The sequence below is a fragment of the Methanobacterium alcaliphilum genome (assembly GCF_023227715.1).
GTDB classification, from domain to species: Archaea; Methanobacteriota; Methanobacteria; order Methanobacteriales; family Methanobacteriaceae; genus Methanobacterium_E; species Methanobacterium_E alcaliphilum.
The window spans coordinates 210,584-232,642 of record NZ_JALKIF010000002.1 but is presented as its reverse complement, the minus strand read 5'-3'; the positions used below and the strand labels follow the sequence as shown (position 1 = coordinate 232,642).

General features: G+C 31.0%; 16 protein-coding genes. 2 read left to right on the top strand and 14 right to left on the bottom strand.

Going from position 1 to position 22,059, the window contains the following annotated elements; genetic code table 11:
- The first annotated feature begins 376 nt into the window (after positions 1 to 376).
- A complete protein-coding gene (locus MXE27_RS02330; RefSeq protein WP_248610787.1) occupies positions 377 to 3,223 on the top strand; it encodes a DUF3344 domain-containing protein in 2,847 nt (948 codons plus the stop codon).
- A 17-nt stretch (positions 3,224 to 3,240) separates the two neighbouring features.
- Here MXE27_RS02330 and MXE27_RS02325 read toward each other — a convergent pair whose 3' ends face one another.
- The gene (locus MXE27_RS02325; protein WP_248610786.1) at positions 3,241 to 4,350 is read right to left on the bottom strand and encodes a glycosyltransferase; all 1,110 of its coding nucleotides are present in this window, start codon (positions 4,348 to 4,350) and stop codon (positions 3,241 to 3,243) included.
- 103 nt (positions 4,351 to 4,453) lie between these two features.
- Here MXE27_RS02325 and MXE27_RS02320 point away from each other — a divergent pair, with 103 nt between their 5' ends.
- Positions 4,454 to 5,710, top strand: a complete 1,257-nt coding sequence (locus tag MXE27_RS02320) for a flippase (RefSeq protein WP_248610785.1) — start codon at positions 4,454 to 4,456, stop codon at positions 5,708 to 5,710.
- Positions 5,711 to 5,732: 22 nt separating this feature from the next.
- On the opposite strand, the gene MXE27_RS02315 is transcribed toward MXE27_RS02320, so the two are convergent.
- From MXE27_RS02315 to MXE27_RS02255, 13 genes are all read right to left on the bottom strand, one after another.
- A complete protein-coding gene (locus MXE27_RS02315) occupies positions 5,733 to 6,899 on the bottom strand; it encodes a CDP-glycerol glycerophosphotransferase family protein (RefSeq protein WP_248610784.1) in 1,167 nt (388 codons plus the stop codon).
- A 119-nt stretch (positions 6,900 to 7,018) separates the two neighbouring features.
- On the bottom strand, positions 7,019 to 8,248 hold the full coding sequence (locus tag MXE27_RS02310) for a GDP-mannose 4,6-dehydratase (RefSeq protein WP_248610783.1): 1,230 nt from the start codon (positions 8,246 to 8,248) through the stop codon (positions 7,019 to 7,021).
- 104 nt (positions 8,249 to 8,352) lie between these two features.
- Complete coding sequence (locus MXE27_RS02305) at positions 8,353 to 9,804, bottom strand: flippase (RefSeq protein WP_248610782.1); 1,452 nt, start codon at positions 9,802 to 9,804, stop codon at positions 8,353 to 8,355.
- Between the two features lies 1 nt (position 9,805).
- Positions 9,806 to 11,227 (bottom strand): DUF2206 domain-containing protein, encoded by a 1,422-nt coding sequence (locus tag MXE27_RS02300; protein WP_248610781.1) that lies wholly within the window; start codon positions 11,225 to 11,227, stop codon positions 9,806 to 9,808.
- 793 nt (positions 11,228 to 12,020) lie between these two features.
- Positions 12,021 to 13,244, bottom strand: coding sequence for a glycosyltransferase family 4 protein (locus MXE27_RS02295; protein WP_248610780.1), 1,224 nt, complete (start codon positions 13,242 to 13,244; stop codon positions 12,021 to 12,023).
- Positions 13,231 to 14,517 (bottom strand): polysaccharide pyruvyl transferase family protein, encoded by a 1,287-nt coding sequence (locus MXE27_RS02290; RefSeq protein ID WP_248610779.1) that lies wholly within the window; start codon positions 14,515 to 14,517, stop codon positions 13,231 to 13,233. The genes MXE27_RS02295 and MXE27_RS02290 overlap by 14 nt, the downstream gene beginning before the upstream one ends.
- On the bottom strand, positions 14,510 to 15,802 hold the full coding sequence (locus MXE27_RS02285; RefSeq protein ID WP_248610778.1) for a Coenzyme F420 hydrogenase/dehydrogenase, beta subunit C-terminal domain: 1,293 nt from the start codon (positions 15,800 to 15,802) through the stop codon (positions 14,510 to 14,512). The genes MXE27_RS02290 and MXE27_RS02285 overlap by 8 nt, the downstream gene beginning before the upstream one ends.
- The gene (locus MXE27_RS02280; protein ID WP_248610777.1) at positions 15,802 to 16,725 is read right to left on the bottom strand and encodes a glycosyltransferase family 2 protein; all 924 of its coding nucleotides are present in this window, start codon (positions 16,723 to 16,725) and stop codon (positions 15,802 to 15,804) included. Before MXE27_RS02280 ends, MXE27_RS02285 begins: the two co-directional genes overlap by 1 nt.
- 4 nt (positions 16,726 to 16,729) lie before the next feature.
- Complete coding sequence (locus MXE27_RS02275) at positions 16,730 to 17,764, bottom strand: hypothetical protein (RefSeq protein ID WP_248610776.1); 1,035 nt, start codon at positions 17,762 to 17,764, stop codon at positions 16,730 to 16,732.
- Positions 17,742 to 18,371 (bottom strand): nucleoside/nucleotide kinase family protein, encoded by a 630-nt coding sequence (locus tag MXE27_RS02270; RefSeq protein ID WP_248610775.1) that lies wholly within the window; start codon positions 18,369 to 18,371, stop codon positions 17,742 to 17,744. The genes MXE27_RS02275 and MXE27_RS02270 overlap by 23 nt, the downstream gene beginning before the upstream one ends.
- Positions 18,352 to 19,605 (bottom strand): glycosyltransferase family 4 protein, encoded by a 1,254-nt coding sequence (locus MXE27_RS02265; protein ID WP_248610774.1) that lies wholly within the window; start codon positions 19,603 to 19,605, stop codon positions 18,352 to 18,354. Before MXE27_RS02265 ends, MXE27_RS02270 begins: the two co-directional genes overlap by 20 nt.
- Entirely contained in the window at positions 19,602 to 21,056 is a 1,455-nt protein-coding gene (locus MXE27_RS02260) for a B12-binding domain-containing radical SAM protein (protein WP_248610773.1), read from the bottom strand. Before MXE27_RS02260 ends, MXE27_RS02265 begins: the two co-directional genes overlap by 4 nt.
- Positions 21,053 to 22,024, bottom strand: coding sequence for a glycosyltransferase (locus MXE27_RS02255; RefSeq protein WP_248610772.1), 972 nt, complete (start codon positions 22,022 to 22,024; stop codon positions 21,053 to 21,055). Before MXE27_RS02255 ends, MXE27_RS02260 begins: the two co-directional genes overlap by 4 nt.
- Positions 22,025 to 22,059 lie beyond the last annotated feature (35 nt).

The following is a 22,059-nucleotide window of genomic DNA, read 5'->3' as shown; positions in this document are numbered from 1 at the left end:
CATTTTATTGCGGACTTTTTCTAATATTTGAATTTTTTCTCCCTCGGTGTGGTTTATTCAGTTCATTGTTATTACGAAAAGTTCCAAAAACCTTAATTTAGTAATAATAAAAAGATAATAAATAGTAATATATATGAGAAACAAGGAGATAAAGTTCATAAAATTAGTGGAGGGGATATGAGGCGGTCATATACTAACTGATTTTTGGGACTTTCAAGAAAAAAATAGGGACAAGAAATATCTATTTCATTAAATATTCGATAAAAAAACTTATTTCAAAGAATAAATTGAAGTATGTTATTAATAGGAGGTGAACAAAGTTTCACTCAACAATTTTAAGAAAAAAAGTTTATTTATAACTCTTTTCATGTTGTGTGTGCTGGTATTAAGTGGGGCTGCATCAGCAGAAACACTACCACAAAATGACACACAAAACGGTACTGTTTCTGGAGGTTTGTATATTGATGCAGACCAACCAGTACCATGGACAGATCAGGAATCAAGTGTTCCTTCTCGTGAATTCAACAAGACATATGATATTCCTAACTATACTGATATTCAGTGGGCAAGAGTTTATGTCAATGTATATGGTGGATCTGCAACAAACAGCTACGGATTAAATACTACCACCAAATTAGATGGTAATGGTGATGGTACTTATGAAACAACCCTTGGTCAGGAAGAAATGAATATAGCTGCAGGTACAAATGGGACAGTTTACTGGTTAAATGACCACTGCACAAAAGTGTATTCTGATTACCTGGTATGGTACGATGTAACGGACTACATAACCTGTACTAACCCTTCACTGTATGTGAAAACTGAAGCCATAGACGGCTACAACTTTGATGGTCGGTTGAAATTAATGGCCCTGGTAGTAGCATACAACGACGGCGATACAGACAGAATCCACTACTGGGTAAACGCAGGACAGGACTGGATCAATGCTGCTTCATCTCCATCAACCACATTATTTAACACCAGTACAGTAACTGCAGATATAGCTAATGCCACCCTTTATAACGTGGCACTATCTAGTAAAGATGGAGGATACTCATTCAATGGTCAAAATTTAACTAGTGCAGACCCGGTTTCACCAGTTAATTTCTTCGAATACCACCAGTGGGATGTAACAAGTAATGTAACACCGGGTGTTAATAGTAATTTACAATACAGTCTAACAACTGGATCCTCATTTAAAAGCGTATTAGCAGCATTGGTAGTAAAAGAAGCAGCTAACTACGATATAAATGTTACCAACGTAGCATTTAATACCGGTGCATCTTCAGACCATCAGCAATTATTTGCCAATGAACCCAACAACATCACTGTAACTCTTAAAAACAATGGACTGGATGCTGTGGGGGCATTTAATATACGCTTAACTGTAGATGGACACATTGAAACCATCAGGGTAGATGGTCTAGCTGCAGGAGCCACCACCACGGTAACATTCACAGGTTATGCTCCAACAACAACTGGAGAAGTCTCGATAAATATATTTGCAGACTCTGATAGTGAAATACCAGAAACCAATGAAACTAATAATATATTCAATATGCTGCGAACTGTGTTCTATAATGGATATAAAGGTACCAGATACACAAACGGCAGTGATATGGAAACCCAGAAAATATTTGAAGGCCAGTATGACCTAATATACTCCACTGGAACCTCTAAATACGTCAGCACTGGATGGACCAATCCATGTGTAGTGCAGTGGACTCCCGCAAACTATACTATACCTGCTGGGGCAACAATCACCCAGGTCAGACTTTATCAATCATACACCTGGAACCCTAGTACACAGGCACCGGACTTTATAGTAAACTTCAATGGAGTAAATGTAGATCCTATAGCTCACTACAGTGACACTAAGGGATATGGAAATTATGATTACCCATCTGGATACTATGTTTACGATGTAACATCCCAATTCAATGTACTGGGTAACACCATGCTGGTACTTAAAGGAAACCAGACCACACCTTCTCTCTACGGTGGATATATCGTTATAATTTACGAAGATCCTAACACCACCACCAAGAAGATATGGATTAATGAGGGCTCAGATCTTTTAAGATCCACTCCATCCTACTGTACCAATGATACTGAAGCAACAGCTTACGCCAACTTCAATAATGTATCAACTGGAGGTTTAAATACGGCTAAACTCATTGCCATACTGGCTTCAGCAGGCGATGCAGATAAAAGTAAATTCTACTTCAACGATCAGGAGTACACTGGATTCTGGGCAGATTATTTAACCTCTCCACAGATTGGATTTTCAAACTATGATGTAACTGCCGCACTATTAAATGGTTCCAATGTAGCTGGAATGCAGAGTTATTACAATAATGGTGATGGTGACAATATGTTCGCCATGTCTAATATTTTAATAACTTCCTATGATACACCAGTAGCAAGCTTCACAGCCAATGCAACTGATGTACCTGCATCATCAAGCATACAGTTCACTGATTCTTCTACTGGAGATATCAGTTCATGGGTATGGGACTTTAACAACGACGGAATACCTGACAGCACAGATCAAAACCCGGTATTTACCTATGATACTCCAGGTATCTACACTGTAAAACTGGTGGTAACTGGTAACGGTGGATCCAATGCCATGACCAAAAACTCATATATTGTAGTTAGAGACGTAACTGCTCCTACGGTACAGGCTAATGTTAAAGGCGGATCTTACAACACCAACAAAGTGGTAACTCTAACCATGAATGAGGCCGGAAATATTTACTACACTTTAGATGGTTCAACGCCAACTCAAACCAGTAAAAGATACACGGCACCTATTACAATGACTTCAAGTGCGACTTTAAAATTCATAGCCTACGATGAAGCAGGAAACCCATCTACAGTAGTTAGCGAGAAGTATGTCATAGATAAAACCGCACCAAAAGTGGTTTCAAGTAATCCTAAGACTAAAGCCACCAAAGTTTCCCGGACATCAGCTCTTTATATCAAGTTCTCAAAAAACATCAAGGCAAGTGTTAACTGGTCCAAAGTGTATGTAAAGAACTTAAAAACCGGTAAAAAAATCAAAATTAGTAAAGCTCTATCTGGCAGTTTATTAAAAATCAAAACATCTCTGCGAAGCAAAAACACTAGTTATGCAATATATATACCTGCATCTGCAGTAAGAGATATTTTAGGTAACAAACTGGCTAAAGGAATTACTATACGGTTTAAAACAAAATAAACTTTTTTTCCTTTTTTTTATTTTTTTAAAACGCTTTTATAAGCATTCAGTGTTTTTTCTGCCACAATATCCCAGGTGAAATTCTCTAAGATGTGTTGTTTTAAATTGTTATTTGGCGGAGAGTTATATGCTTCTTTTACGGCTTCTTTTATACTATTTAAATTAGAAGGGTCGCAGTAATGCACCAAATCTTCGAAATATTCAGTGGTACTGCCTCTATCGGTTGTTACTATGTTACATCCTGTTAGGGATGCTTCTAAGCTGGATATCCCTGGGGTCTCATACCAGCTCACAATAGCATGGGTATTGGCTGCAGCATAAGCAGAAGATAAAATAGGATCGTCGTGTGAGATTTGCTCTATGAATGTCACGTTCCCATTAAATGATTCCTTTTCGCACTGAACAGTGTAGTTACCTGGTAATTTATCTCCAATAAGAACTAAAGGAATATTTTCACTATTTGCAGCTTTTATAAGATTTAAAGTATTTTTACGAGGGTCAATACGGGCTACAGATAGAATAAAATTATCTAAATCGTATCTCTCTTTAAATAATTCTGGGGTGGCATTTAAGAATTTCTCATCCACAGCATTAGGAACCACGTGGATAATTTCCGGGCTTAAATGAAATTGCTTCACCATTAAATCCGCTTCAATCTGGGAGTTAGGTAAGATTGCTTGGGCTAAAGAGAGTGTTTTAATCTGCTGCTTTACAAAACCCATCTTAATTTGAGTTATTTCAGAGGCAGTCCACCTCTTGATTAAATTAGAGGCACTGAACAACTTATCATAAACACTTCCCACGTTATGGATGCTCTTTTTATATAATCTGTGCCTTAATTTAGAGCCGGTGGTCCTTAACATCTCATCAAAGTCCCAGTAAATAGGAGATAGTACCATAGGTTTATTTTGTCTTTGGCAGTTAAGGGAGTGGAGGTATGTTTCGTGGACCCGGGTGATGTTAAATAAATGCACCAGGTCATAATCTTTTAAATCTGGGTTGAAATCTGTTTTTAAATCTATTTCAACACCTAAATTTTCTAAAAATTCCTTAGTTCTAAGTAACTGGATAGTGTCTCCACCTACCACATCAAATAAATCCTCTCTACTCTGGAATAAAACCTTCAATAAAACGCACCTTTGCTTTTATATTGTAAAAAAGTATATTCATTATATTCTATACCTATATTGATATAAGATTAACTAATTTTCACATACCGGAGAATAATTCATGGACATAATCAGATATATCAAAGAAAAACTAAAATCAGAAGACTACCGCGTCCTGGTAGAAAACTTCTTCTCACTATCAGCACTACAAGTAGTGGGCTATATACTGCCCTTAATCACAGTTCCTTATTTAACCAGAACTCTAGGAGTAGCCAATTATGGATTAGTTAACTTTGCCATGGCACTCATGGCCTACTTTAAGATACTAACTGAATACGGATTTGGTTTGTCTGCTGTAAGGGAAATATCTATACATAGAGATGATCCAGAGAAGGTCTCGGAGATTTTCTCAGCTGTGATGATTATTAAAATTTTGTTGACTGTATTGGCTTTTTGTATTTTGTACGTTGTAGTGTTTTCGTTTTCCAAGTTTTCATCCAATGCCTTGATGTATTTATTAGCCTTTGGATGGGTCATTGGTTACACCATATCGCCCATGTGGTTCTTCCAAGGCATGGAACGGATGAAGTATATAACTATATTGAATGTTTTAACAAATTTGATATTTGTCTTTGCTATATTTGCAGTTGTTAGAAGTGCTGCAGACTTTATATTTGTTCCTTTACTTTATTCGTTGGGGATTATAATCTCGGGTTTAATTTCTTTGGTGATTATTTATAGAACATTTAAGGTAAGGTTCCATATTCCTTCTCGCAGCTTCATTGTTGAAACATTTAAAGACAGTACCAACTTCTTCTTATCAGGAGCATCAGCTTCCATCTATACTTCCAGTAACACATTCTTCTTAGGGATTTTTACTAATAACACTGCTGTTGGTTATTATTCGGCTGCTGAGAAGCTTTATGTTGCCATGCAAGGATTATATGCTCCCCTTTTACAGGTAATTTATCCATACATGGCTAAAACAAAAAATAAAGTATTTCACCGTAAAATATTTAAATCAGTAACTGCTTTAAATGCAGTTTTTTGTGTTCTATTGATTGTATTTAGTGGATTTATTGTAAATTTACTCTTTGGACCCGCATTTGGGCCAAGCACAGGAGTACTGCAGATACTAGCTGTGGCATTGATAATAGTCATCCCCTCCATGATACTGGGCTACCCATTTTTAGCAGTACTGGGCCAACAAAAATACGCCAATGGAAGTGTGGTAATCGGGGCAGTTGTACACTTGGGCATGATTTTGGTGATTTCTTCCTTCATGAATATTTACCTTGTCGCGGGCTTGGTGGTTTTCACGGAGTTGGTAGTGCTGAGCATACGCGCATATGGGGTAAAACGACATAAATTGTGGTGAAAAACTTATTTGTGATTGAAACTTAGAATAAACCACTTTTAAAAACCAGGTTGAAAACCCTTTCACTGGACTTATCATCCTGGAACTTGTTAACGATGTCGTTTACAAGTTTCCTCTCTTTTTTATAGTAAATAGGATCATTTATGCAGTTGTCCAACTCTTGCAGGAAATCTTCAAATTCAGTAACTTTAGGCCCTGGAGCCCAGAAATCATAAGGCTCTAAGATCAGGCCTCTGAAATTAGAATAGTCTTCTAAATCTGTTGGAGTGAACAGCATTGGTTTGTTTAAAAGTAAAAAATCGAAATAAATTGAGGAGTAATCTGTTATTAGGATGTCCACTGCTCCTAAAAAATCGTAAAGATCTAAAAATTCCTCTTGAAGTTTTTTAGATGTGATTAATTTTAAATTTTTGGAGTTTTTTATTGTTTTTTTATAGTGATTTTCTTCAAAAGGATGCATTTTAATCAGGAATAAAATATTGTTATCTTCTAAATATTCCAAGAAAGTTTCTTCTTCGTAATTTTCTAAGTTTAAAATGTTTTGGAAAAGTTCTCCCTCATTTCGTTCAAAACCCTGGCGATAAGTCGGGGCAAAAAGGATGATCTTATCGTAATTCAAGTCGTGTTCAATTAATTTGAAGAGATTGGCCTCACTCTTTTCAGTTTTAAATAGTTTATCAGAGCGTGGTTGGCCGGTGTTATATATTTTTCTAGGGTCCATATAAAAACAGGCAGATAGGGAGCTGCGCATTATATTAGAAGTACTAATTAATATGTAGTTGTGGTCTCTACTGGGAAAAGGTAAAATTTCATTGTCATTTTTATTTTCAGCATAACCCATGGCCTTCAAGGGCATTCCATGCCAGAGGTTTATTGTGGTTTGCTTGGGTGATTTAATATCCATGAAATTCTGATGGGTGGTCACTATGTATTTGGATCTGAATAAGTGGTAAAGACCTGATTTTGAGAATTTTAAATATTGGGGGACATTTATATTGTTATTTTTTTCATCTACTTGCCAATGTAGTTTGTATTCATTGTCCAGGTTGTTTTCAATGAAGTAGTCATAGAATGCTTTTGAATTATCTGTAAAATCAGGAATACTCTCAAATGCAATCTTTTTTTTATTCTTGGGTATAAATCGATTGCAGATTTTATAGATGGTTCTTTTTAGTGGTTCAGTGTTCATGGTGGTCCTCAATTAGTAAGTATGAAATTATTTGTTTATTATGATTTATATTTTACAGCAATGAGAAAAAAAATTTAAATGGGATAAGAAAATAAGATAAAAAAAATAATCATATTGGATTATAATCTATTTTCTTTTTTAATGAAATAATTTAATTGATCACGAATAACATCACTTAAACTGTACTCAATTTCGCATCCTAATTGTTGTATCTTGTTGGTGTCAGCTAGGAGAATAGGAACTTCTGCGGGCCTAAACCTATTTGGGTCAAAGTTAACTGGAATATCTCCTTTGTCCGTTTCAACGATTATTCCTTTATCTTCAATCTGGAAATCAATTTGATCTTCCAGCATTAATTGATCAACTTTAGTTTTATCAAATTTAATGCCAAAAATCTCTGAATTATCATTTTCAGTGGGATTTTCTACGATTTTTTTATTATTCATGGTCTTAATTTTATTAACTTCCCATCCTGCTTGTTCTAATCCTAATAATATGTAACTTAAAACAGAGTTTGTTCGCATAGATCCTTGATTATAAACTTCTCCAGAAACTCCTTTCTCAGCGAGTAATAAATAACCATTCACAATATCTGTTACATGAGACCAGTCACGGAAAGCATTAATATTTCCAATGGAGATATCTTTAATTTCCTTGAATTTCAATTTCATTATTTGATTGGTTATAACTGATGTAACGAACATCAACCCTCTACCCGCACCTTCATGATTAAAAGCTCGAGAGACTACTGTATCTAAACCATAAGAATGATAATAATTTCTCATTAAAAAATCACCGTAAACTTTAGAAACAGCATAAGGAGACATTGGCCGTAAAGGGTTGGTTTCTTTAATGGGAACTTCAGGGATATCTTCTACTGGAGGGAATATGACTCCATATTCTTTCTGTGCTTCTTGAAGATGTTTATGTGAAGAAATTACTAGACCATATTCTTCACTGGAACCGGCAAAAATAGTTTTTGCATCAGAATCTTTAATCCTTAAAGCTTCAAGTAAATTTGAAGTTCCTAAACAATTAATTTGCTGAGTTTCCATGGAATTTTCAAATGAACGGGCCACAAATGATTGGGCGGCTAAATGAAAAATGTAATCAGGATTTGATTGATCAATTGCTTGTGCTAAAGATGATATATCTGTAAGGTCGCCTTCAATGAGGTTAATGTTTGATTGTATGCTTTGATCTGTAATATTTTTAGAATTTGCGCCATCAGCTCTTCTACGGATGAGTCCAAAAACATTTGCATTTTGGTCAATTAGTTGTTTTGCTAGATATGGTCCTACAAATCCTGTTACTCCTGTTATAAGGACATTTTTATTATTCCAATGCATTAACATTTCTCCTTTATATTTCAGATTAATAACATCATTATGAAAAAATATGTTTGAATTATTCAACTTTTTTTTTTATTTGTTATAATACTATTCTATAAATTCTATCTTTTTTTAGAGACTATATTCTTTATTAAATAGTATTCATTTTTACTTATTCCTTTCAATAATATTAAAAATCCAAAATATATTCCTATTCCGAGAAGAATTGAAAATAATATTCCCATTAGTCCGCTTAATCCTAAATAGTATATCACTAATGCCATTATTGATGAGGAAATTATGCATTTTACAATAAAAAGGGGATCCCATTCAAATTTTATTTCCCTGAAACTGAAGAAGGATATTATAGAAAATAGTATAATATATGTGATGACTGATGATAAAGCAGCACCAATTATTCCTATTAAAGAAACTAAATATATATTTAATGTTATATTGATAATTGCTGAAATGATATAACTAAAAGCAATCAAGTTATTCTTTTTAAATAACATTAAAATATTTGAGAACATGTTTGATAAATTAAAAAACAAATCACCTATTGCAATAATACTCACTATTATGAATGATCCTACAAATATTGATGTTGTTAAAATGCTTAATAACTGTTTTGAGAGAACAGCAATACCAAAAAGAGCGGGTAAACCTATCATCAAAAATAGCTTAAATGTAAATGTAAGATATTTTTGCATTGCGTCATCTTTGTTTTCAAAAAGTCTAGTTATTGTTGGAAAAAATACTGTGCTTATAGGAGCATATAAAAAACTTAGAACTGAACCTAATATGTAGGATGCTGAGTAAATACCCACAGCGGATGGGTCTAAATAATATCCAATGATGTATCTATCTCCTGAGCTCATTATCATCATTGAAAGATTAAACGGAATTAAAGGAAGACTAAATTTAATATAATGTTTTAGAAGAGAAAAACTGGGCGTGGTGATGCTAACTTGAGATTTTATTATTGGCACTCCAATTAAAAAAATTCCAAGCCTTATTAAGACCAGTGATAAAAAAGCTCCTAATAATCCGTATCCATTCAAAACTGTAAACGATACTATTATTATTTCAAAAATATTTTGGGATAATAATAACATAGAATATTTTTTAATTTGATCAAATGAAATAAAATATCTGAATATTATTTGATCTAAAGTTGTCAAAAAAAGTATTAAAGCAGTTATTTGAACAAAAATAGTATTTTTAATACCACCAAATAATGATGAAGCAATTGGATTAGCAAAAATAAATATGAATAGTGAAAAGGCAACAGCGGATATCATCATTGCTATGATGATTGAATAAACGCCTTTTCTTAGTTTTTTCTGATTTTTTTCTGCTGATAAAAATCTTGTCATTGAATACTCTAATTGTAATAGAGCAAGAGGCATTAAAATAGTAACGGTAACTAACATTTGGGCCCATATTCCATAGGGTTCAGCTCCTAATGTTTTAGTTAAAACGGGTAAAAGGATAATATTTTTGCCAGTGTTTGAGATATGAGCTACACCTGAAATACCAATATCTTTGAGGAATTTTTTAAAAGAAATCATTTTATCCCAAAAAATAAATGTCGCTTAATTCACTAGAATATATTTTATTTTTAAGGATAGGTGATATTTGTGTAGTATTAAAAAATAAAGTCATGGCTATTCTATCACCTGACCAATCTCTAATTTCTATGGTTTTTTCTAAGGTGTTATATCTGCTTAGATAAATATATCCTTTTTTTATAAGTGTTGGATTGTGCATAGTATAATTTGTAAAACCATGATATCCTAAAAAGTTACCATAACTGGGTAAAATATATCTTCCAGATAATTCATCGGAATAAATTTTATATTTGTGATCTTTGTATTTATAAATCCATTTTGCACTATAAACTTCCTCTTTCCAAATATATTCTGAATTTAATTGCATTTTTATGGAGGGATTTATACTTTTTTCCATATTTTTTAAACTTAAAGAAATAGATGATGGTGCTGAATCATTTGTTATTTCATATATAAATCCTACATTGAAAAGAAAATAGGGAACTAGAACCAGAATGGTTATAATCTTCAATTTATCTGATTTTTTTAGATTAATATTTACTTTTGGAAGTTTATTCAAGCTTTTTGTTATAAAGCTTAGTAAGTAACAACCACCTATAATACAAAATGGTGATAAAATAAGCATAATAATATGGTAAATTCGGTTAGTACCTATTTTACTGGAGAAGAATGGAACTATAATACTTAGAATTATTACTACAAATCCAACAATAGCCATTATTTTATATTCTGTGTTGATCTTATTACTATCTTTGCTAAAAATAAGTTTTAGCATACCTATTATTACAAAAAAGTTTACTACTTGATATAAATATTTGGCTATGTCATGAATAGGACTCAATGTTTCTTTTTGACCTAATATCTTTAAAACATCTGGATTTTTGTTTAAAGGATTTAAAATTTCCCCAATATTTGATGTAATATGATTTCCAATTCCCACAATTTTTGCAAATGTGAACGATGAAGATATATAAATATACCATGCCATTATTGTCACTAAAAATAATAGAATGAATGTTCCGTTAAATAAATTTAATTTTTCTGATAATCTAGATCTTTTAATAATTCGTTTAGCTAATAAAGTTATAATGCTAATTATTAGGAAGAGCATGAAAATATATGCTAGTCCATAGTGAGAAAATATCAAACATATACTGAATATGACAATTAATAATTTTTTACTAACACTTTCTAGGGTTTCATCTACAATTAATAGCAATATCAATACAAAAAATATTTCTGCAATTTGTTGCTTGGCTAGGGAAATCATTACACTGTAAAATGCAGAAAATGAGATAAGAAAAAAAGTTCCTAAAAAAGCAACTTTTTCTTCTGTTATTTTATTGTATGTTTGGTATAGTGTTAATGGAACAAAACTAAAAAGAAAAGGGTAAACTATTTTAAATAGCCATGTAAAGTCCAAATTTAGCATTTTTATATATATTACTGGGAGCACAGAATTACTAAGATTTGAATTATAAGAGTGTTCAATTGACCAATCCCAGAACAAATTTATCTGAGTTAGTTGTGTAAAATATGATTCAATGTGTATATCAAATCCAGTCAAGTAAAGAGATATGAGTGATTTATGAAATAAAAGAGATATCGATATTAAAAAAATTACAAAGGGATATAACTTTTTAGGTATAAATCTATCAAATGATACTAAAATTACAATTGTAACTATTAAAACAATCAAAATAAGTAATAAAATATTACTACTGTAAAAATTGACTAAATAAGATCCCATTATACTAATAAATGGTAACAAAATTAAAAATAAAATGGGAAAATATATATTTTTTCCTAATTCTAAATATTTTGTAGGAAAAAATTTTTTCCTATCTCTTAAATAAACAAAGATACTCAGTGTAATTATAATCATACTTGTTGAAAATAGAATGGATAATGTTGAAAATGGTTTAATCGCAATATAAGGATAAAAAAAATTCATTAAAAAACCTAAAATGATTAAAAAACCTATACTTATGCCTACACACAAAACAAGATTTTCAACAGCATCGGTATGAATTTTTAATATTCTAATAAGAAGAAAACCAGGTACAAAAGTAAGATATAAAAAACCTACTAGATTCCTTAGTAAAGGGATGCCTATTCCTAAAAAATCCATTGAAATTAAACCTATAATTGATAATTGTAAACAAAGGATTATTATCATGAATGGTTTAAGAGGCATTTCATTAAGCTGGAACAAGTTAACTATTTTCATTTTCACTAGCAACTCCTTCAAAAATATAATTTAAGTTTTTATTCATTTTTAACCAAGAATACTTTTTTTCCATCAATTTCTTACCATTTGAACCAATTGTGCGTCTTAATTTTTCATCATTTAGTAGTTTAATTATATTATTTATGAATTCTTTTGTGTCACTTGCTAAAATGATATTTTTTCCATTTTCAACATCAATTCCATGAACTGCTTCTGGAGAACAGATAATAGGTATGCCTAGAGCCATAGATTCTAATACTCTTGTTTTAATACCGTAACCATGAATAGGCAATATAATTATGGACGAATGTACTAAATAATCCTTCACATCGTGTACATATCCTGTGACAACAACTGAAGGATCATTCTTAGATATATTCAATATAGATCTAGGGGGTTCTTTACCGATGATAAATAGTTTAATATCAGGAAATTTATTTTTTATGATTGGATAAATTTTTTTATATAAATATAATACTGATTTTTGGTTATGTGTGGAATTTAAGCTTCCTAAAAATGCTAAAGTTGGAAAATTTTCTTTTAAATTATTAAAATTGAAATCTAAAGATATTCCATATGGTATTATTTCAAGAGTTAAATTAGGATTGTCTTTTAATAATAGTTCTTTTTCTTCTTCGGTAACGGTTAAACATAAATTATAATTTGCATAGTATTTTTCTAGATTTTTCATACGTTTATAATCAATTAAGTAATAAATTTTTTTAAAGATTTTTTTCTCATTTTGATAAGCTTCTTGCATGGCCTTTGATAGACTGCATGATTCAGCAATTTTCTTATTATCAAAATTCAGTGCATAACTAATCATTGAAGGTTCATTGACAAAAATCAAATCGAAATGATTTTTAGATACTAAATCCTTGATTTTATCATACATTTGCCATGAAAAACGATAATCATAAATATTTTTGAAGTTTATTCGACATTTAAGTATTCCTTTGATATATTCCTTCAAATATTGTTTTTTTCGTTCTTTATTTGATTCAGGGAGGGTAAAAGTAAAAACATCATTACAATATTTTTTTGCATAATCTTCAGGATCATCAGGATATTTAAAAGATACTAGGCTTAATTCATGACCACAATCTTCTTTTAAGTATTTTAAAGCGTTTAAAACTCTGTAAGAGAATGCATTAGTTGTTTTTTTGAAGGGAATTTGGTGGCAAATGATTAATATTTTAATCAGCTTCACCTCTTATTACTTTTTTAATTAATGTAGCATTGGCCAATGATCTATTTTTAATATTTTCATGATTATTAGAAAGTTGACTACTTATTTCTTCTCTTTTTTTCCAAGTTTCTTTTATTTTATTTAGATAAATATAGTAGTCTAAATCTTTTACATTAAAGATACTTTCAATATTCATCATTCCCAATACGCCTTTCATTCTAGGTGAAGGATAAGTTACTGCTAAAAAAGGAATGTTAAGATTAGCTGCTGCAATTATTGAATGTAGGCGTTCTCCAATTAAAAGATCTAAGTTTCCAATAATTCCTTTTAACTCAGCAGCCTTATATTCATTAGTAATAATTCGCAGAGGTTCTTTATTTTCCAGGAGATTATATATATCTTCTATGATCCATCTGTCATCTTGATCTTTCTCTGGGCCGAATACATGAGAAATCAAGACTATGTTAACATTTAATTCGTCTGATAATTGTTGGATGATCTGTGCCATCATTTCAATATATTTTTTGTATTTATCTTCCTTTTTAGGAATTTCTGGGAAGCAGTACTTTGAAGTAGTCATCCAGCTTAAAGTTATACCAATAAGTGGTTTCTCTTTAGATATGTTTTCCTTTTTGAGAAGTTCATATGACTGATCAATAGGCAAAGATTTCATTAGAAAACCAGGATCTGCAGTTACAAACATAGGAACTTTGTTAATCCCTATCTTTCTTAGATAATCATAACTTATTTGTTCTCTTAAAGTTATTAAGTCCAATTTATTTAAAATATGTCTAGCTAGGAAAACCCACAAAGTACTTCCTTCACGACCAACACCCCCCCCAAATATCATAACCGATTTTTTAAGAGATTTGAAGAAAACAACAAAAGGAAGATAGCTAATTGCAGTAATAAGGCTGTCATGCCCCACAATAACTAAATCTACATTCAAATATTCTTTCCAGATGTTTCCCTTAAAAATTTTCAGTGCTATTCTTTTCCCAAATAAACGATAAAAAAATAAAAATAAAAAATGCTGGAAAGTTAAAAATCCAAAAATAAAAATTTTATTTAATTTACTAGTTGCATTGTTAATAAAACTCATATGAAAGCAGTTTAAAACATCAATAATCTGTGCTTTATTTCCATATTCTCTTTTATCAAAATCCGGATGGAAAGAAAAGAGTTTAATATTAAATTCGCCTAATTTTTTAAGCGATTCATAAATACCCTCTAATATAGCAACTTCTCCTTTGTTTTGGCTGGGTACTTCTTCTGCAATTATAATTTTAATCAATTCTTTCACCTAATTTAATTCCTTTTTTGGATTGGATTACTCTCCTAATGATAAAACTCATTAAAGGCCATAAAAATTTTTTCATAGCTATTTGATATTTAATGTAAGATATGATTGAATTAACATAATCTTTAGAATTGGGGGATAGTAATTGTTTGTTATCGTAAAGGGGCACTTCTTTTCCTAGAAACTTCAATATTTTTAAACGAGCAGAAATACTTTTCTTTTTAAAGTTAAGCATTTTTTCATGGGATGTGCTGTTTATTTCAGCATTATCTATATTTTTAAGTGAAATGTTTTTATTTTTAATTCTATTAATAAAATTCCGCCCTTTCTCACTTCTTACTATAATCATAGATTCTCCTGCATTATTTTTAAGCAAATTCGGTATCCAAGCATCAGCAAATGAGATATCTGCTAATTCACTACTACCATCGTTGCATAAAAAGCACCTTTTTGGAGTAAATAATGATAATATACTAAATGCTATAGTATACGGAATATCTGTTTTGGTGTTATCTTTCATCTCAACTGAAAAATAACCAGGCCAACCTTTGCCTCTGTAACTTAATTTGGATATTTCTTTTTTGGATATATTGCTAGTTTTCATTAAAAATTCTGTTCCAATATATGTGGGTCGTTTTCCACAGAACAAACCAAAACACAAGACTATTTTTTCTTTAAGAATAGGATTTATTTTTTGGGCTTTTCTTATTCCCTGTATTTGACATGAAGTTCCTACTATTGCAAATTTTTCATTTTTCTTTGAATTTAGAATTTCAATTAGTACTTCATTTGAGGGAACAGGGCAATATTTAGATTTAGATGATTCCAATATTTCTTTTTTGGTTCTAGCAATGAAAGGTTCGGCTTCTAATGGATTAGTCTCTTTCATTCGGGTTACTAATGCACCATCAATAAACCCATTTTCCAGTGCTGTAATCAGTAATTGGGTTACAACTCCGCCTGATGAAGAATTAAATCTTATATAATTATTTTGTGAATGACCCAAATAATTCTCTAAAATATTTCCTATCAAAATGTTTGCAGGGATTTTTTTGAAAATTTCTAGGTTTAAACTGTCAAAATCCACATAATATCCCGGACAAACAGAATAACATTTATTACAATTATTACATTTCTTTGCATCGATTTTAGGAACATATGTTCCTTTTTTTGGATTGAGTTCTAGTTTAATAGATTGTTCCGGACATATGGCTGAGCATGTTCCACAACCCATACATAAATCGTTGTAAAAAACGTCACTAATTGATTGAATTATCATTATCCTCTCTTTTTTTGCAATTTAAGTATTATGATGGCCTTTAATGTATTATAAAGTAGATACAAAAGGAAAGAAGGCAACATATAAATTGCTTTCCATCCAAAGTTGCGTTTCAGAAATATTATATGATTTCTAAAAGCATAATAGTGATATCTCCTGAAAGATGATACATTACAACCTCCAGTTTCTGCTCTTCCGTGGTGTGCGATAGCTTTTGATTCGAAATATAGATTGTAACCTAATTTACGAATTCTAAAGTATAGATCGCTTTCTTCTCTGAAATATGTGCCTCCATAAGCTTTTTCTTCGTAGCCCCCTACTTTTTCCATTACTTTCCGGTCAATTAAAGACCATGATGGCGCATCTTCAATTTTCTGAATGTGATCAAGTTCTAGGTCCCATTTTAAATAACCAATTCCAACCCATTTATTAAGTACATATGGTACATCCATATTTTCACGCACTTTATCTGCTTTATAGTTCCATACACGCCCCAAAAACCCTTTAGTTTCTTCTCGCCTTGTAAAAGTTCGGGGTGCTACTGCTCCAACTTTTTTATTTTCTTCTTTTAATTTCTTATATGTTTTTATCAATGTTTCTAAACAACTAGGATCTAGGGTTAAGTCATCTTCTATGTTTAAAATAAGTTCGCCTTTAGAAAGTCCGATTCCAATATTTCTATTACGAGGTAGCCCTTGATTGACTGAATTTTTTTTATAAATTATTCTAGAATCTGATTCAACATATTCTTGAGCTATTCTCTCTGTATTATCAACTGAACCATCGTCACAGATTATTAGCTCCCATTTTGGATAAGTTTGGTTTATTATGCTTTCTATGGATGGTTTAATCATCCCTGCCCGGTTATATGTGGGAAGGATGACTGAAATTAATTTTGAGTTCTCATCATTATTCTCAATCATCATATCACTCTTTATCATCAATACTTTTTTTATCCCCTCTTTTAATTTTGACCGACGCTGTTAGTGAATTTATCAGATTTCGAGCGGTTTCTGATGATTTTACAAAATTATAAATAGGAGTATCATTAAATTCGAAAATAATTCTGTCTTGGATGAAAGTAACATTTAAAAAGAATTTTTCGGAAAAACTCATTTCAAAATTATCTATTCCTGAAACACACTCCATTATGAATTTTTTGTCAAATAAATAAGGGAAGTAAATCATTTCGTTATTGTTGTAAATTATATTGGTTATATCATCAAATTTGTTCAATGCCATTTTGAAAACTTTTCCCCAGCCTTTAGAATAAGCATATTTTTCACATTCTTCGATATTTATTTCGTTTCTGATGTTATTTAAGTGTATAAAATCTAGAAGTGATATACTTCCATGCCCAAAGATACTATGGACTAACATTAATATCATGGTTGAATTATAATTAAGACCCTGAAATTTTATACCAAATATTTCATCTTCTTGAATTGATTGCAGCAGAAATTCAGTATCAATAAAATCAACTCCCATATAACAAATTTCAGTATAAATATCTAATTTCATATTTCTATTTTTAAGTGCTGTTTCAGTAATCCCTTTTTGAACACAAATCATTCCTTTTTTCTCTAAAGAATCTATTAAACGAATTCGGTCTTTATTCCGAACAAAAATATCTACATCTCTTGGAACATGAGATACAGTACTACACGCTTTTATTACAGCATAATCTATATTTAATTCAGCGGCACAAGTTTTAATAATTTCTAAAGTTTTTTTAAGATCAATCAAACTTTTCATTTCGCTTTCTTTTTTTTGCTTATTTTCAGATATTTCATGCCCATGTTCTTTTAATTTTTCTATGAGTATGTAATACAAACCATTTTTGGAAGCTATTTTTACAACGGGTTCTATGTCTGATTTATCATTTAATTTTATATTTGGTGAAAAACTGTAATTTGGGTCTATAATTCCCAGAAGAAATTTAAGTGATTCTAATTTGTTCATCAAATCCCTCTAGTTTTATTAAATTGTTATAAATTTTTTTATTAAGTTCTGTTTTAGATTCACTAGCATCTAATTGAATAAAATTGTATTCTTTTGAAAGATCTTGGTAAAAACGAAGTATCTTTTCGTAATATGCAATTGGTACTGTAACATCAAAGGAGTCATCCATTCTTGAACAAAAAGTTTCTAGGTTACCATTCAGAAAAAAAGTGTAGTCTGGTTTTGGCAATATTTTTAATATTATTTTTGATTTTTCACCAAAAAGATCATAAAAGAATTGATAAAAATATCTATCACATACAGCTATTCTATTTTTATATCTGATTTTGATGATTATGTATGTTGTAAGAGCATATAAATAACCAAAAAATTTCTTAAAAATCTTAGATAATCTAAAAACTCTTTTCTCTGAGATTTCAGATACTTTATCCTTTCTAGGACTTAAAATAGTTTCATACTTATTAAAAAAGGGTAAAATATTTAGAGTAATATAAATTGTTTTCATATACTCCGCATCAATATGGGCGTCATTTAATTTTTTAACTAACATATTGGCCTGTGTTGTTTTTCCACTACCATCTATGCCCTCAATTGCAATTATAATCACTAATCACCTTTTCATAAAGTTTTAAAATTTGATCTGTAGTAATTTTGAGTTTAAATTTTTGGTCTATAATTTGTTGAGCATTACTACCCATTTTTTGGGTTTCGTTTTTATGTTTTACTAGGAACGTAATTGCGTCTGCAAGTTCAGTTACGTTATTTTTTTTTATTAGTATTCCGTTAATTCCTGTTTTTACTATTTCCGAGATTCCTCCAACATCAGTCGCAATGATTGGTTTACCCACAGCCATGGCTTCTAACATGGAAGTGGGATAGTCGGCTATTCCAACCATGTCTAAAAAAGGAGCAACATAAAAATCACTTGTAGCTAAATATTCATTTAAATTATTCAATAATCCTAATGGGATGATACTATTTTCCAACCCATAATTCTTTATTTTCTTTTTTATGTCATATATTAAATCCATATCTACATCTAATTTATCTGGCTTAATATATCTCTCCAAAGGTTTATTTAAGATCATAAACAATTTAATGTCTGGATTTTTTTTTGCAGCGATCTTTAGAGCATCTAATAAAACTAACAATCCTTTTTGTTTGGTTAAACTTCCAATATATATAATTAATGGTGTTTCAGATCCAAAGTTATAATCTGATCTGATTTTAGACAATATTTCAGAGTTTTCAAATTTATAAAGATCTGTATTAATGCCGATTGGAATTACTTGAATAGTTTTAGATTCTAAACCTGTTTTAATAAGAGATTTTTTGACATTTTTGGTAACCGCAATTACCTTATTTATATTGGAAAAGAAAAATCGTGAAAATGTATTATTTGATAAAATTTTAACTAAGCTGCCACCAGAAGGTTCTATAGGGCAATAAATAGTATGTATTGAAGGTATTTTAGAAAATTTCGCAGATAATCCTGTAATTAATGCTGGCATAGAATAGCCAGAGTGCCCATGAATAATATCAAAATTTTTATCTTTATTTAACTTTATTATTTTAAGGATTGATTTATAAGCAAATTCTGCACCGTATCGAGCTGATAAGTAATCTGCTGATATGGGTATGGTTTTGATGTCTATTCCATCATAAGCAAAACTTTTATCACAGAAATTTCCCGGATGACGGTGTGGTGTGGTAACTATAGTAATATCATGTCCATCATCAGCCATTCTTTTTGAAAGTTCCACTACATTATTTACATGACCTCCAATAAATGCACTTCCGCAAGAATTACCAATTTCTGGGCAAAGAATACATACATTCATTTTTTTCCTCCAAGATAGCCCCATGACATTCTAGCAGAATATAATAATCTTCGAAGTTCACTAATCCCATTTTTCCTTAAAACTTGTTTAAGGGCTATTGGAACATAATTAATTGAGATGTAATACTCACGGAGTATATTATTAACAATTTGGTTAATTTCTTCATTAGATATTTCATTGTAAGAAACAATTGCCTTTTGATGTCCTTTGTCATCTAAATATTCATTGGGATCATCTGTAAGCAAGTAATCATTTTTTTTACACCATTCATAGAATTCTGTTCCTGGAAATGGAGAAGCAACTGAAACCTGAAGGATATCTGCCTTTGTTTCTTTTATTATTTTTTTAGTATTCTCAATGGTTTCTCGTGTCTCACCAGGTAGTCCAATAATAAAATCACCATGTAAAAGCAAACCTGCTTTTTTACAATCATGTGCAAATTGTTTTATACCCTTCACACTTATGTCTTTTTTAATATTATCTAAAATAAACTGATTTCCAGATTCAAATCCAACAATAAGTAACCTACAGTTTGTTTTTTTCATATTAACCATGGTTTCATAGTCTAAACCAACCCGAGCATTGCAAGCCCAAGTTATTTTCAATCCTCTATTTTTATATTCTCTGCAAAACTCTAAAACTCTTTTTTTATCAATAGTAAATGTGTCATCTTCAAAGAATACCTCTTTAACGTTAGGTAAATTTTTTTCAATCCATTCCAGTTCATCCAAGACACTTGAGACTGCTCTCACTCTGTATTTTCGACCCATAAGTGTCTGAGGCCAGGAACAAAAGGTACATTGGAACGGACAACCTCGACCTGTAAAAATTTGGACTTCTGGGGAAAGAGAACTTCCTAAAAAATAGTCATCGATATTAAGGAATTTTTCATATATTTTAGAAACAAATGGTATGGTGTCTAAATCCTGTGAAGATGAAAGATTCCTATTTGGATTGTTTATTACTACACCTTTATCTTTGTAAGAAATTCCTGCGATTTTTTTAAAATCTTCACCATTTTCTAATTTTTCAGAGAGTTCTTTTAATGTAAAATCATATTCAAAACGGGTTACAATATCTATTGATTCATTTTCCAGTATTTTTTCAGCAAATTGGGATCCTGTGGGGCCTACTAATGCAATTTTCACAGTATCATTATAATTTTCTTTGATATATTTTGCAACTGATATATCATTGTTTAAACTGGGAAAACTACTGTCCATAACAATTAATTTAGGTTTAAATTGTTTTATATCTTTTAAAACATCTTTTTTTTCCCAATCTCGTGCAGGAGCATCAACTAATTTGATTTCATGATAGTGATCGAGTGTTGCTGCAGCATATGAAAGCCAAATTGGATAATAAAGGGTTCCACCTCTTCCAGTATCTTGCCATCTCATTCCTCTTCCAAAATGAGGCATATATGGTGGATTGAGTATATAAATTTTCATTTAAAAACACCTCTTAACATACCTACTCCGTATCCATATAACCATATATTTATAAGGGAAAAAAATGTGGTAAAACCACATTCTTTGTTGTAGGTAAAGATTATGCTAATTACTAAAATTCCTAAAATACTCAGAATTATTAAACTGATAAAGATATACATGCAAATATTATAAAATAATGATAATATCCCTAGTCCTATTAAAATTAAAACATATAACATTGGTGCAAAGTGAAACCATTTTCCCATTTTAGGATGCATTTTAGTAGATTGCATCCGGCCTAAACCGTAGTAATATGCCATTTTAATGAATTTTTTCCAGCTGGGTCTTCTATAGTGGTCTACTTTAGCAAAAGGAGTATATAATATTCGATAACCTTTTTTTCTAATTCTATAATCTAATTCTTCATCATCAGTGGTTATTAATCTATGATTGAATCCATTTACTTCTTCCAAGACTTCTTTTTTATACATCACGTTACATGTGGGATTATGATGTATTTCGGTCACTTCCTCTCCTTCAAAGGCGTATCTAGCGCCGGGTTTACTTAAAATAGATAGCACAGACCCCACACATTTTGCAAAAGGGCTATCATTTTTTGGAGTTAAATTTGGACCTCCAACAGCAGCTACATCATTTTCAAATGGTTTTAGAAGCTCTAAAATCCATTTTGGATAAGCTACACAGTCCGCATCAGTAAAAAGAATATATTTTCCATTAGCTTTTTTAGAACCTAGATCTCTAGCTTTGGAAACTCCTACTCCTCCAGTTTCAATGTACTGAAAATTAAAATTCCAGTCATGATTTATAATAAGCTCTTTGGTATTGTCTGTTGAACCATCGTTTATAATAACCAGTTCAATCAGGTCATGGGGATAATCAATGTTTTCCATGGATTGAAAACATCTTTTTAATATGTTTCCTTCATTTTTCATAGGGATGACTATTGATACAAGTGACTTTGCCATAATAACACACTAACAATAATTGATTAGCATATATT